Here is a 13,583-nt window from a genome sequence, read left to right on the forward strand (position 1 = left end):
GCCGAGGCCGTGCGCGGCACGGTCGTGCTGCGCACCGAGGCCGGCGAGGTGTCGGTCGGCGCCGCCACCGGAGTCTCGGCCTCCCTGGACGCCGGCACCTCCTACGGCCGGATCCGCAACGCGCTCAAGAACACCGAAGGCGCCGCCGCCCAGCTCGACATCCACGCGACCACCGCCTATGGCGACATCGTCGCCCGCAGCCTCTGATCGTGACCCGCAGCGCTATTCGTCGTCCTCGCCCCGGGGCCTTGGCCGTGGACAGGTGCGCGGCACAGGAGACCGGATCGGCCCGTGAGCGGCCCCGGGTCGGTGACCTGGGGCGATGCGATCCGGGAGACCGGACAGAAGTTCACGCGCTGTCCGGTCTCGCCCGAGACTCGCTCGCAGCGGTCGGCCGGCAGATGGCGGAGGCGGCGGGCGGCGGCGAGGGGTACGGTCCCAGGAAGACGGAGATGACGGTCGTCGAGAAGACGCTGTCGGCCCAGTCGTACATCTACCAACCGGTGCGTTTCCGGCGCCCTCGCCACCAACCATCGGCTGTCACCTCGGGGCTGCCGGCCGTCATCGGATGCACCTCCGCCAAGACTCGCCGCAGGATATTGATCCCGGCGCTCCGAGGTCAATCAACCGTGATGACGAGCTTTCCGGGCGCGTTGCCCGCCGCCAGGTCACCCACCGCGGTGGAGGCCTCCGCCAGGGAGTACGTGCGCCCGACGGCCGGTCGCACGGCCCCGGCCTCGATGAGGTCGCGCAGCGCGTCCAGGTCGGCGGTGCGGGTCAGCGCGATCGGTGCGTCCAGGCGCTGGCGCGTGAACGGGGTGATCAGCCGGGCGGCCAGCGGCCGGCCGAGCCCGCCGAACCACCGGCCGCCGCCCTCGCCGCCGACGATGACGAGCCGGCCGCGCTCGGTGAGCAGCCCGCGCAGCAGGGCCAGCGGCCGGATGCCCGCGATGTCGATGATCAGATCGTACGTCCCGGTGAGCGGCTCGCGCGTGTAGTCGATGACGGCCTGGGCGCCCAGCGACCGGACGAGGTCGGCCTTGGCTGTGCTGCACACGGCGGTGACGTGGGCGCCGCCGGCGACCGCGAGTTGCGTCGCGAAGCTGCCCACCCCGCCGCCGGCGCCGATGACCAGCACCTTCTCACCGGCGGTGACCTGGCCGACGGTCCGCAACGCGGTCACTCCTGACGCGGGTACGGCCGCCGCTTCGGTGAAGCTCAGGTTGGCGGGCTTGCGGGCGAGCTTGCCCGGGCGGGCGAGCGCGAACTGCGCGTACGCGCCGGTCGCCGCGCCGTACACCTCGTCGCCGGGGCGAAACGCGGTCACGTTGGCGCCGACGGACTCCACGACGCCGGCCACGTCCATGCCCGGCACGCGGTTGCGGGGCCGGCGCAGGCCGAAGCCGAGGCGGCCGATGAGCGGCAGCCCGGTCATGACGTGCCACACGCCGTAGTCGACGCCGGCCGCGTGCACCCGGATCAGCACATCGCCGGCGCCGGGCGTCGGGATCGGAACCTCGCCGAGGCTCAGCACATGCGGCGGGCCGTACTCGTCCTGGACGATCGCCCTCATGAGGGGTCTCCTTCGGTGTCGGGATACTGGAAGACGTCGTCGAGTCCGACCCGGAACACCCGGGCGATACGGAACGCCATCTCCAGCGAGGGGGAGTAGCGACCCTGTTCGATCGCGATGATGGTCTGGCGGGTGACGCCGACCCGGTCGGCCAGCTCGGCCTGGGTCATCTCGTCGTGCGCGAACCGCAGGGCCCGGATCGCGTTGGTGACCCGCGTCGGTTTCACCACGTCTGGAAGCCGCCCTTGCGGTACGCCATGATCTTGGCAACCGAGCTGAGCACCGCGGACAGCACGAACGCCAGGTAGACGGCGTTGGCGATCCAGAAGTGGCGCAGCTCGGCGATGGCCATGACCAGTGCGGCGAGCGCGCCGATGACGACGATCGACTGCCCGATGCGCTCACCGACCTGGTTGATCTCACGGTCGCGCTCGTCGGTGCGGTCGGCGCCGTGGCCACCCGCGATGGCCATCGCGATGTTGGCCGCGATCGCGGCGACGATGGCGCCGCCGATGGTCCACAGCAGGGTTCCCGCGTAGGCGACGTCGGCGAACGGGCCGTCGCCGGCCCGGCCCAGGACGGTCGCCACGTAGATCGTGTACGCGCCGAGGGAGACCAGGATCATCACCCAGGCGCGCTTTTCCTCGAAGGCCATGCCCGCTCCTCATGTAAAACAAAGCTGACATCAATCAATGTAAAACACCCCGTACATCGTGTCAAAATTTATTTACATGCACGGCCGGCGACGCCATGGCGTCCGGCACGGTGCTGCTCCAAGCAGAGCGGGCCGGGTCTGGTCGTCATGGCCAAGCGCCCCGCCTGAGGAGCGGGCGCCGGAATGCGGGGCGCGTTCTTGGGCAGGTCTTTGCTGCCGACGTCAGCCCTGTCCGGACCCCGGCGGGTGTGGAAGTCGTCCAGCGCGGTGAGAGCAGGGGTGACGTAGGCACAGCCGCGCCTGGCCCAGCGCTTCACGTTGCGCGGAGCTCAGACGGTCCGGCCTCGGGGCGATGGCGTACGTGCCGCACCCAAGCCGCTCCACGGTGAGCGGGTCGGAGAGGGTCGGGCGACGCCTGATCACCTCCAGGGCGTCGGCGGCCCGCTGAACGGGCCAGTCCAGTGCCGTGGCGAGGTCGTCTGCGTTGAGCGGCCGGGCGGCGTGCACGAGCGCGGCGATCACCGTCAGCGCGTCGGCCACGGCGGTGTGGGTGAGGTCGCTGTCGTCCATGTGGTCGCTGATGCGGGCGAAGAACCGGCCCATCTCGCGAAGCCGGGTCCCGGCGGGAGTGTCGGAGCCGAAGATGTGCGTTCCGCGCCGCGCGGCCGCCGCGACCTCGGTGTGCGCCCCGCTGTCGGCTCTCCAGGCGCGGAACCAGACGTCCTCGCTGATCATGTACCGCTCGCGGCGCCCGCCTGGATCCTGACCGCGTCCCACCAGCTCGATCGATTCGAGGTAGCCGATGGCCTTGGACACCGAGGCCGGGCTGACCTGTAACCGGCGTACGAGGTCGGCGGATGTCAGGCTCCCGGAGTCGGAGGTGAGCAGGCAGACGAACACCCGGGAGGGCATCTGGGGCAGTCCGGTCCCGGCTAGCAGGGCGGCGAACTCTTCCGTGAAGCGGCGTGCCACCTCGCTCTGCCGCTCGTCGGGCTCGGTGGCCTTGATCGCCCTGCGCCGGCGGGCGCGCCGATCGGAGGCCTGCTGGGCGCGGTCCGCCAGATAGCCTGCCGGCCCCCCGCTGCGCGCGACTTCGCGGGTGACCGTGGACGTGGACCTGCCGAGCCGCCGGCCCATCTCGGCGTACCCCAGCCCGTCGGCCAGCCAGGTCGCGATCCTCCGGCGATCCTCATGGGTCAGCCTGCCTCCGGGCATCGGCCACGCCTCCTCTTCAGGTGCGTTCACCAACAATACATTGCAATGGACGAGTGGCGTGAATTGCATTTACCGACAATGCTGTTGCAACGATTCACCGCTACCTGGCTATTTTCGTTTACTTTTAGTTGACGGCATGCGAAACGCAACGTAGCTTTTCCTTGCCTGGAAAGGACACGTCCATGTTGGATATAGCGCGAACACAGGCGCGGGTCTCCGAACTCCTCGCCGAATACCGGATTCCGAGCGCCGCGATCGGGTTCTTCCATGACGGGGAGATCATCGACTTCGCCGTCGGCGTCAAGAACGCGGCGACGCGCGAGCCCGCGACGGCCGACACCGTTTACCAGTGCGGTTCCATGACCAAGACCTGGACCGCCCTCGCCTTCATGCAACTCGTCGACGAGGGAAAAGTCGACCTGGACGAGCCGGTGCGGACCTATCTTCCCGGTTTCCGGGTCGCCGACCCCGAGGTCAGTGCCAACGTCACGCCCCGCCATCTCCTGAACCACACGAACGGCATCGAGGAGGCCTACGGCGATCCCGGCCAAGGCGACGATGTGTACGAGCGCATGGTCACGAATATTGCCGGCGCGCCTCAAGTGCACCCCTTGGGCCGCACCCACGGTTACAGCGCGGCCCTGGGTTATGCCATTCTCGCCCGCGTCATGGAGGTGATCGATGGCAAACGGTGGGACGACATCATGCGAGATCGCCTCTTCGATCCGCTGGGACTGACCAGTACGAGCACCTGGCACGCCCAGGTGGACCCGCACCGCGCCGCGACGGGGCATCTGGTCCGCTCCCTCGACGAGGGCCCCGTCGTCTCACCACTGACCCATTTGCCACGGTCTTTCGGCCCCGGCGGCAACATCAGTTCGACGGCGCGGGAGGTGCTCACAATGGCGCACGTCCTCCTCGACGGCGGCAAGGCGCCGAACGGCACCAGAATCGTCTCGGCCGAGGCCGTTCGCGAGATGACGGAATCACGCGTTCCCGTGCCCGATCCGTATTTGTTCGGGCCGGAGTGGGCCCTCGGTCTCATCGTGTGCGATTGGCACGGCGAGACCGTCTACGCGCACGACGGCAGCACCGTCGGCCAGAGCGCGCGCCTGCGAATCCTGCCGGACTCGGGCCTTGCCCTCGTGCTGCTGGCCAACGCCGGGCCGCGGGACGGCTTCTACCGGAAGGTGTTCAACGAAATCCTCCTCGACCTCCGCGCGCCCACGATCCCGGAACTGCCGGAACCCGACCTGACCCTGCCCCTCGACCCGTCAAGGTACGAAGGCGTCTACGAGCGACCAGGCTCCCGATACACGGTGTCGGCCGAGGATGGAGAACTCCACCTCACCTTCACTGTGAATCCCATGGAGGCACGACTCTCCGGTAAGCCGGAACGCATCACGTACGAGCTGCTTCCGATCAGCGAGACGCATTTCCTGATGCCTTCGGCAAGCCCGCTCGAAGACCCCCAGACCATCGCCGTCTACGACTTCCAACACGGGGTCGCGCAATACCTCCACACCAATTGCCGAGTAAATCCGAGAGTAGATGAGGAGAACACAGGAATGCACGTCATGGCGGTTTCCACGATTTCCGACAACGGCGGATTCTGGGACGCGATGAAGGCGGCGTACGGGCAGCTGCCGAAGGGCGCCAAGTGGACCCTGGCGGTGGCCGGTACCGACGGGACCAAAGCGGTGAACGTCATCGTCCACGACTCGGTCGACAGCGTCAAAACCTTCTTCGAGGAGCACGCCGGCCCCTTCGCCGCAACGGAGTACTTCGAAGCCGACGCGGCCAACGCGGTCGGCCTCCCGAAGAAGTAGCCGCTCCTCGCGCGGCCGTTCACCCAAGCCGCGACGGCGGCGCACCATTCGGATCCATGCGACCGTTGTGCCGCTTCTTCCGATTCCCGGGGATGCCCGAGGGGCTACGGCCGCTGAATCCCACGTCGTGACCGCCTACTCCGCAAGACCGAACACCGCGGAGACTCGCCGTTCGAGATCTTCCTCGGTGTCCCCGAAAGCCACTCTGAGCCCGTGGAGGCCCAGATGCCGGGTCTGCTCGCTGAGCCGGTCGGTGAACAGTGCGTCGCGCTGGAGCAGGTTCTGCAGCGCCTGCCGTGGGTCACCGGTCCTGGTGAGGAATCCCCATGCCGTTCCGCCACGGCTGTCGAACACCGCCTGGCGGAACCGGGGAGTCGGCAGCAGCCACACGGCATGGCCCACTTCGGTGAGCAGGGGTCGGACGAGGCCGGGCAGCAGCCGGAACCCCTCGGCGACCACCGGCCGGTCGGCGGGGAGGGCGAGAAGGTCTTCGACGATCAGTTTGAATCCTTCGCCGTGGAACCAGTGGAAGGTATCGAGCATCTCGCGCGGACTTCTGGTCACCCAGCGTTCGTCCATGTCCATGGCGGCGAACCTGCCCAGGTTGGGAGCTTGTTCCACGGGCACGCGGCGGGCGTGGTCGGGCATGACCGCGTCGGTATCGTACAGACGCATTCCATATCGATCGGCGAGACGTCGGGCGATGGTGGATTTTCCGGACCCGCTGCCGCCGCCGATCCAGTAGACGTGGCGCAACCGTTCCCTCCAACCGCTGGGGGAAGCTCCTTCGTGCAGTGCAGAGTGCATTCGTTGGCTCCTGTCGAGTTCCTGCCCGGCGGGCGTCGAGGACGAACACCCGGTGCACGACCGAGCCGGACCCGCCGTTCAGCGCACTGCTGTGACCAGCGGGAGGAACCGAAGGGGGCCGGCCCTGAACGCCCGGGTCACGGCTGGAGGAGGACCTTGATCGCGCGGCGTTCGTCCATGGCCCGGTACCCCTCGGCCGTCTCATCCAGCGGCAGGGACAGGTCGAAGACCTTGCCGGGGTCGATCTCGCGGTTGCAGATCAGCTCGATCAGCTGCGGCAGGTACTGGCGCACCGGCGCGGGGCCGCCGTGCAGGTGCACGAGGGACATGAACAGCTCGTCGCCGGGCAGCGCGACGTTGTGGGCGACGCCGACGAAGCCGACGAAGCCGACGAAGCCGACGAAGCCGACGTGGCCGCCGGGGCGGGTGGAGCGGATGGCCTGCATCATCGACTCCTGAGTGCCGACCGCCTCGACGACCGAGTGGGCGCCGAACCCGCCGGTCATGTCCTTGATCGCCGTGACGCCTTCGTCGCCGCGCTCGATGACGACGTCGGTGGCGCCGAACTGACGGGCGAGCTGTTGCCGTGGTTCATGGCGGCTCATCGCGATGATCCGTTCGGCGCCGAGCTGCCTGGCGGCCAGCACGGCGCATAGGCCGACGGCGCCGTCACCGACGACGACGACGGTCTTGCCCGGCCCCGCCGCGGCGGCAACAGCGCCGAACCAGCCGGTGCCGAGCACGTCGGAGGCGGCCAGCAGGCTGGGCACCAAGTCCGCGTCCGGCATGGCGGGGGTGGCGACCAGGGTGCCGTCGGCGAGGGGAACCCGCGCCAGCTGGGCCTGGGTTCCGAGGGTGCCCATGAGCACACGGTGGACGCAGGCGCTCTGGTAGCCCGCCCGGCAGATCTCGCAGGTGTTGTCGGAGGCCCAGAACGAGCCGACCACGAACTGCCCCGGCCTGATGGTCGTGACCTGGCTGCCGACTTCTTCCACGATGCCGACGTACTCATGCCCCATCGGGATCGGCCCGTCGAGCTTCTCCACACCCCGGTAGGGCCACAGGTCGGATCCGCAGATACAGGTCGCCGTCAGACGGATGATCCCGCCGATCGTCTGTGTCCAGGAAACCGGCTCCATCCGGCGCAGGTTCGGATGCATGTCGGCGAACAGCAGGCGCACGCCGCCCACGGCCACCGGCCGGCTCCGCATCAGCTCTGGGAGCGGCAGTCGAACACAGCTTGCTGATAACCCTGAGACGGGACGGCGTGGAGGCCTCCTACAGTGGGTGCTTGTGCTTTACGGCAGATCTGCGGAAATCAGCGCACTCGACGAGGTGATCACGCGGGCTTGCGACGGCTTCGGCGGCGCGGTGGTGCTACGGGGCGAGGCAGGCGCGGGCAAGACCGCCTTGCTCGACGCGGCGGCCGCGCGTGGTGGTGCGATGCGGGTGTTGCGGACCACCGGCGTCGAGTCCGAGTCCGACCTCGCGTTCGCGGCGCTGCACCAGGTGCTGTGGCCGGTGGCCGGCCTGCTCGACACGCTGCCCGAGCCGCAGCGCGACGCCGTGCGGGCGGCCCTGGGGCTTGCCGCGGGCAGTGCCGGCGATCGGTTCCTGGTGGGGGCCGGTGTGCTCTCGCTGCTGGCCGAGGCGGCCGCGCTGGACGGGCTGATCTGCGTGGTCGACGACTTCCAGTGGGTCGACCGGGCCTCGGCCGATGCGCTGCTGTTCGCCGCCAGGCGGTTGGGGACGGAACGGATCGCGATGCTGCTCGCCGTTCGCGGAGGCGCGCCCGTCAAGGGCGTGCCGCTGACGGTGGACGTGCGCGGCCTGCCCGAGTCCGCCGCGGCCGAACTGCTGGAGTCCCGCCACGGTACGCTGCCCGCCCCGGTGAAACGGGAGCTCACCACACTGACCGGCGCGAACCCGCTCGCCCTGGGGGAGATCGCAGCCCGTCTGACGCCCGCGCAGCTCGCCGGGCGCGACCCGCTGCCCGACCCGCTGCCCGGCGGAGCCCGGCTCTTCGGCGACCGGGTGACCGGGTTGTCGGCCCCTGCCCGGCTGGCCGCCCTGGTCGCCGCCGTCGAGGCCGACCTCGGCCTGGTCTTGCGCGCCACCGACCGGCTGTTCGCCGAGCAACCGGTACGACCCGGCGCGAACACGGCCCGATCGGCCTCAACCGGGCCCGGGATGGAGGCCGGGGCGGGGCGGGTGGCGTTGGCCGAGCTGGAGGACACCGGGCTGGCCGAGGTGTCGGGCACGAGCGTGCGCTTCCGTCATCCGCTCATCCGATCCGCGATCCACGAGGCGGCCGCCCCCGCCGACATCCGCCGCGCGCACGCCGTCCTGGCGGAGCTGACGGCGGGAGACCGTCGCGCCTGGCACCTGGCCGGAGCCGCCCTGGGCCAGGTCGAGCAGGTCGCCGTTGCACTGGTGGCCGCCGCGGAGCGGGCGCGCGACCGCGGCGGATACGGCGACGCGGCCAGCGCCCTGGCCAGGGCCGCCGAGTTGACCCCCGAGCCGCGCGCCCGTGCCGTCCGTCTGAAGGACGCCGCCGTCGCGGCCTGGCTCGGCGGCCGCCCGGGACAGGCGGAGTCGCTGCTGGCCGAGGCGCGCGAGCGGGCCGACGGGGACGCCACCCTCGCCATGGAGATCGCCCGGCTCCGGGGCCGGTTCGAACTGAACTCGGGCAACGCCGCCGAGGCCGTACGGATCCTGGCGGCGGGCGGCAGCTTGGAAATGCTGGCCGATGCCGTGGAGGCGGCCTCGTACGTCGGTGACACGGCGGCCATCGCCGAGCTCGGCCGGCGGGCGGTCGCGCACCCCGAGGGGTTCTTGCGGGACACGGTGGCCGGGATCGGCCTGACACTGGACGGCGACGCCGCCGGACCGGGCCTGCTGCGGCGGGCGCTGGCGCGGGTCGATGAGCTGGAGGACGCGACGGGGTACCTGTGGGCGACGGCCGCGGCCAGCGCTCTGGGAGAGTCGGATCTGGCCACCGAGATGGCAGAGCGGGCCGGGCGGGTGGCCAGGGTCTCGGGGATGACCGGGCAGCTGCCCGTCGTACTGGAGTTCGTGGCGACCGCCGAGCGCATCGCCGGTCGGCTGGCGCGCAGCCAGGCCGTCTCCGAGGAGGGCCTGGCGCTGGCGCGGGAAGCAGGGTACGAGAACACGGTGGCCGCGCACCTGGCCAATCTGGCGGTGCTGGCGGCGCTGCGCGGCGAGGAGGAGTCCTGCGAGCGGCAGGCCCGCGAGGCGCTGGCCATCGCCATCCCGCACCGGGTGGGATTGCGCGCGGGGATGGCCGCGTACGCGCTGGCGCTGCTCGACCTGTGTCTGGGCCGCTACGTGGCGGCACGCGACCGTTTCACGGCCATCGCCGCGGCGGGATCGGGCGCCGGGCATCCGACCGTGGTGTGGCGGACCGGGCCCGACCGCGTCGAGGCCGCCGTGGGCGCGGGCGACGAGGCGGGCGCGCGGGCGGCGCTGGTCGCGTACGAGCGGGGGGCCGCGCATGCCGCGACGCCCGAGTCGCGCGCGCTGCTGGCCCGCTGCCGGGGCCTGGCCGACTCCTCCGAGGACGCCTTCGGCGAGGCGCTGCGGCTGCACACCAACCCTTTCGAGGCGGCCAGGACGGCCCTGCTGCTGGGGGAGCGCCTGCGCCGCGCGCAGCGGCCGGGCGAGGCGCGGGCGCACCTGCGGATGGCGTGGGAGACGTTCGAGCGGGCGGGCGCACGGCCGTGGGCGCGGCGTGCGCAGGACGAGTTGCGGGCGGCGGGGGAGAGCGGGCAGGCCCCGCCCACGGCCGTGCTGGACACGCTGACCCCGCAGGAGCTGCGCATCGCGGGCCTGGTCGCCGACGGGTTGTCGAGCAAGCAGATCGCTGCCCAGCTCTTCCTGAGCCCGCGCACGGTCGAGTACCACCTGTACAAGATCTATCCGAAGCTGGGTATCAGCTCCCGTACGGATCTGGCGCGACTAGTAGTTCTACAGAAGGCGCCCGTAGCCGAAGACGACATGCTCTGAGACATGCAGAACATAGACATCTGGAGTGAAGAGTTCGGCGCCGAGACGGACGCGCCGATCCTGCTGATCATGGGGTCGATGTCGCAGGGCATCCTGTGGCCGGACGAGTTCATCGGCCGCCTGACCGCCGGAGGCCGCCGGGTGATCCGGTACGACCACCGTGACACCGGCATGTCCGGCACCGTCGACTTCGCTACCGGGCCGTACACGTGGGACGACATCAAGAGCGACGTCTACCGCGTGCTGGACGCCCACGGCCTGGAGAGCGCGCACCTGGTCGGCCACTCGGCGGGCGGGCTGCTCGGTCAGCTCATCGCCGTGGAGCGGCCGGAGCGGGTGCGCTCGCTGACCGTTGTCGCCTCCTCGCCGCTCGGCGGCGGCGAGGGCCAGGTGCTCATGCGGGCCCTGACGGGGCAGCCGCAGCCCGAAGGCGGTCTGCCGGAGCCGGCGCCGGAGTTCGTGGCCTTCTACCGCGCGCTGATGGCCGCCCCGCCACCGCAGGACCGGCGTGCGCTGATCGATGGCATGATCGCCGAGCAGCGGGTGCTGCACGGCACCGGGCTGCCGTTCGACGAGGACGCGGCACGCCGGCTGCAGGAGCGGATCTACGATCGGGCCCGCGACCTGTCGGCGGTGGCCAACCACCGGCTGGCCGCAGCGGCCGACCCCGACTTCGAGCCGGTGGGCGTGCTGCACCGGGTGCAGGCGCCCACGCTGGTCATCGAGGGCAGCCACGAGCCGGTCAAACCGGGTCACGGCGCGGTCATCGCCGAGCAGATCCCGGGGGCGCGGCTGATGATCGTGGCGGGCATGGGGCACACGCTGCCGCCGGAGACACACGAGGAGCTGGGCGGCGCCATCCTCGCGCACACAGCCGAGTGACGCGCGTTCCTGCCAATATCTCCTCTTCAAGCGTTCAGGAAAACCTGTGCTCGATCCCTCCGTCCCTGCCATCGAGGTGGCGGACCTCACCCAGCGCTTCGGTACCGTGCTCGCCGTCGACCGGCTCAGCCTGAGCATCCCGCCGGGGATGTTCTACGGCATCGTGGGTCCCAACGGCGCCGGTAAGACCACCACCCTGACGGCCGTGTGCGGGCTGCGGCAGCCGACCTCGGGCACGGTCAGGATCGCCGGGCACGACCTGCGGACCGAGCGGGAGGCCGCGCTCGCCCAGCTCGGCGTCATGATGGACGGACTGTCCCTGCCCGAGCGGCTGACCGCCACCGAGGTCCTGCGCTACAGCGCCGGGCTGCGCGGCCTGGACGACGGCTGGCGGGCCCGCGCGCGTGATCTGCTGGAGATCCTGGGGCTGGACGCGGTCCCGCGCACGCTGATCGTGGAGTACTCCACGGGAATGCGCAAGAAGATCGGTCTGGCACTGGCGCTGCTGCACCTGCCTCGGGTGCTGGTGCTGGACGAGCCGTTCGAGGCGATCGACCCGGTCTCGGCCCGCTCCATCGAGCAGGTGCTGAAGCAGTACGTCGACGTCGGCGGCACGGTCGTTTTGTCGAGTCACATCATGGACTTCGTCGAGCGCAACTGTCGCCGGGTGGCGGTGGTGGCCGGTGGCCGGATGCTGGTCGAGGGAGCGGTGGAGGAGGTGGCCGCAGGCGCGACGCTGAACGAGCGGTTCGTCGAGCTGGTGGGCGCCGACCCGGTGCGTCCGCTGGGGTGGCTGGCATGACGGGCACCCTGTTCGCGCTCAAGCTGCGACTGTTCCGCAACGGCCCGCACAACGAGCGCGCCTTCAGCCTTGCCGCCGGGCTGGTTCTGGCCGCCCTGGTGATCGTGGCGGCCTCCTTGGCCTCCCGCGGCCTCGTCGGTGAAGGCTGGATCGCGGTAGCGCTCACGGTGTGGGGCGGCATGTGGCTGTTCGGTCCGCTGGCCCAGCCCCGCCACGACCCGTCCGTCATCTCACGCGAATGGCTGCGCGGCTACCCGGTGCGGCCGTGGCGGCTGGCACGGGCCCTGTCGTGGACCGAACTGCTGGGCGTTGGCCCGCTGATCACGCTGGCGTGCCTGCTGTCGTTGGTGGTGCTGGCGGCACCGGGCGGTCCGGTGGCGACGGCGATCGCCGTCGTGGCCGTGATGGCCCAGCTTTACCTGCTGGTCTGGGCTGGTAGGACGGTGGCGGCGCTGGCGGCCCGGCTGCTGCAGACCCCGGCCGGGACGACACTGGCCGCCGCACAGACCGCGATCATGCTCGCGTTGTCGTTCGCCGGATGGGTGCCGGTCGCGGCCTGGCTGCTGCCGCGTCTGGGGGAGGGGGACACCAGCCTGGTCACCCCCACCCTCGGATGGCTTCCCGCGCCGATGATCGACGTGCTCGCCGCCCTGCCCACCGGCTGGGGGTACGGCGCGACGGTCGCCGCCCGCGACGGCGCCGGTGCGATCCTGCTGCCGCTTGCGGCCCTGTTGAGCATGGGTGCTTTGCTGCAGCTGAGCTGGATCGCGCTGACGGCCCGCGCCCTGCGCCGGCCGCCCCGCCAGGCGAGGCCGCGGCGGCCGGCGGTACCAGGGCGGCAGATGTCTGTGCCGTTCGCGACGCCGCAGGTGTCCGCGGTCATCGGGCGCGAGCTGGCCACCTGGCTGCGTGACCCGGCACGCGGCGTGGAACTGCGCAGTGCCTGGCTGACACCGCTACTGACGGCGCTCATCATCGCCCTCAGCGGCTGGAGCTGGGCATTGCCCCTGATGGGTCCCGCCGCGGCGGTGTTCGGCGCGATGGTCGCGATCAACACCTACGCCCTGGACGGCACGGCCCTGTGGCTGCTGCTCACCACACCTGGCGCCCTCAAGGCCGATGTGCGCGGGCGGATGGCGGCGTGGGCGCTGCTGTTCGGTGTGCCGTCCATCGCGCTGGCGGCCGCGCTGCAGGCCGCGACCGGCTCACCCCTGGGAGCTGCCGCCGTGGGCGGCGCCATCGCCGCGGCGGCGGCAGGCTGCGCTCTGGCGCCGCTGCTCGCGCTCGTGATGCCGGCCGTGGGTGTCGATGCCCGCGAGCGCGTCTACCCGGGCCAGCAGGCGGGCGATGCGACCGGCGGGCAGATGACGATCTTCCCGGCGACCTTGCTGACCGCCGTCCTGCCGGGCGTTGTCGGCGCGGTCACCGGAGGCCCGTGGTGGGTGACCGTGCTGGCGGCCGTGTCGCAGGCCGCCGCCTTCCTGTCCATAACCCCCGCGCTCACCCTGCGCCTGCTCCAGCGGCGCGGTGCCGCCCTCCTCGATGCGATGGCCGCACGCGACGCCGCCGTCCTCCGCTCGTCCGCCCACAAGGCAGAACGCCGGAGCCCTCCGATTGATAACTGATCGCATCCTGGGCACACATCATCCCCGTCCAAGGATTCCAAACACCGCCGGTTCTGGTTCGGGTGCGTCGGTGCCCGGTGGGCCCGAATGGCGTATCAGTTTGAGTATGCTTCGGGATGGGTGTGCCCACCTTGCATGGTCGTGCCCGTTGAGTTCTTAAGTGATGAGC

Annotated in this window: 12 protein-coding genes; 6 read left to right on the plus strand and 6 right to left on the minus strand. The window is 70.9% G+C overall.

The annotated features are described in order from the left end of the window. The first annotated feature begins 9 nt into the window (after positions 1–9). A complete protein-coding gene (locus AB0K21_RS38770; RefSeq protein ID WP_343982597.1) occupies positions 10–207 on the plus strand; it encodes a hypothetical protein in 198 nt (65 codons plus the stop codon). Between the two features lie 412 nt (positions 208–619). On the opposite strand, the gene AB0K21_RS38775 is transcribed toward AB0K21_RS38770, so the two are convergent. From AB0K21_RS38775 to AB0K21_RS38790, 4 genes are all read right to left on the minus strand, one after another. Then, positions 620–1,573 (minus strand): NAD(P)-dependent alcohol dehydrogenase, encoded by a 954-nt coding sequence (locus AB0K21_RS38775; protein WP_364157266.1) that lies wholly within the window; start codon positions 1,571–1,573, stop codon positions 620–622. Beyond that, the gene (locus AB0K21_RS38780) at positions 1,570–1,773 is read right to left on the minus strand and encodes a helix-turn-helix transcriptional regulator (RefSeq protein WP_281048031.1); all 204 of its coding nucleotides are present in this window, start codon (positions 1,771–1,773) and stop codon (positions 1,570–1,572) included. The genes AB0K21_RS38775 and AB0K21_RS38780 overlap by 4 nt, the downstream gene beginning before the upstream one ends. Positions 1,774–1,796: 23 nt before the next feature. Next, positions 1,797–2,228, minus strand: coding sequence for a hypothetical protein (locus AB0K21_RS38785; RefSeq protein ID WP_364157269.1), 432 nt, complete (start codon positions 2,226–2,228; stop codon positions 1,797–1,799). A 222-nt stretch (positions 2,229–2,450) separates the two neighbouring features. Continuing rightward, complete coding sequence (locus AB0K21_RS38790) at positions 2,451–3,473, minus strand: helix-turn-helix domain-containing protein (RefSeq protein ID WP_364157272.1); 1,023 nt, start codon at positions 3,471–3,473, stop codon at positions 2,451–2,453. A 152-nt stretch (positions 3,474–3,625) separates the two neighbouring features. Between AB0K21_RS38790 and AB0K21_RS38795 the strand changes: the two genes are divergently transcribed. Further along, a complete protein-coding gene (locus tag AB0K21_RS38795) occupies positions 3,626–5,272 on the plus strand; it encodes a serine hydrolase domain-containing protein (RefSeq protein WP_364157275.1) in 1,647 nt (548 codons plus the stop codon). 135 nt (positions 5,273–5,407) lie between these two features. Here AB0K21_RS38795 and AB0K21_RS38800 read toward each other — a convergent pair whose 3' ends face one another. Beyond that, a complete protein-coding gene (locus AB0K21_RS38800; protein ID WP_343982612.1) occupies positions 5,408–6,079 on the minus strand; it encodes a shikimate kinase in 672 nt (223 codons plus the stop codon). Positions 6,080–6,216: 137 nt separating this feature from the next. Continuing rightward, a complete protein-coding gene (locus AB0K21_RS38805; RefSeq protein ID WP_364157353.1) occupies positions 6,217–7,239 on the minus strand; it encodes a zinc-binding dehydrogenase in 1,023 nt (340 codons plus the stop codon). 175 nt (positions 7,240–7,414) lie between these two features. Here AB0K21_RS38805 and AB0K21_RS38810 point away from each other — a divergent pair, with 175 nt between their 5' ends. From AB0K21_RS38810 to AB0K21_RS38825, 4 genes are read left to right on the plus strand one after another with little or no spacing between them, the layout of a single operon-like run. After that, the gene (locus AB0K21_RS38810) at positions 7,415–10,105 is read left to right on the plus strand and encodes a LuxR C-terminal-related transcriptional regulator (RefSeq protein WP_364157279.1); all 2,691 of its coding nucleotides are present in this window, start codon (positions 7,415–7,417) and stop codon (positions 10,103–10,105) included. A 3-nt stretch (positions 10,106–10,108) separates the two neighbouring features. Next, a complete protein-coding gene (locus AB0K21_RS38815) occupies positions 10,109–10,987 on the plus strand; it encodes an alpha/beta fold hydrolase (RefSeq protein WP_343964152.1) in 879 nt (292 codons plus the stop codon). A gap of 46 nt (positions 10,988–11,033) precedes the next feature. Next, positions 11,034–11,789, plus strand: a complete 756-nt coding sequence (locus tag AB0K21_RS38820; RefSeq protein WP_364157283.1) for an ABC transporter ATP-binding protein — start codon at positions 11,034–11,036, stop codon at positions 11,787–11,789. After that, complete coding sequence (locus AB0K21_RS38825) at positions 11,786–13,414, plus strand: hypothetical protein (protein WP_343964155.1); 1,629 nt, start codon at positions 11,786–11,788, stop codon at positions 13,412–13,414. Before AB0K21_RS38820 ends, AB0K21_RS38825 begins: the two co-directional genes overlap by 4 nt. The last annotated feature ends 169 nt before the right edge of the window (positions 13,415–13,583 follow it).

Origin of the sequence: Streptosporangium sp. NPDC049248 (assembly GCF_040678965.1) — a bacterium.
Lineage (GTDB): Bacteria > Actinomycetota > Actinomycetes > Streptosporangiales > Streptosporangiaceae > Streptosporangium > Streptosporangium fukuiense.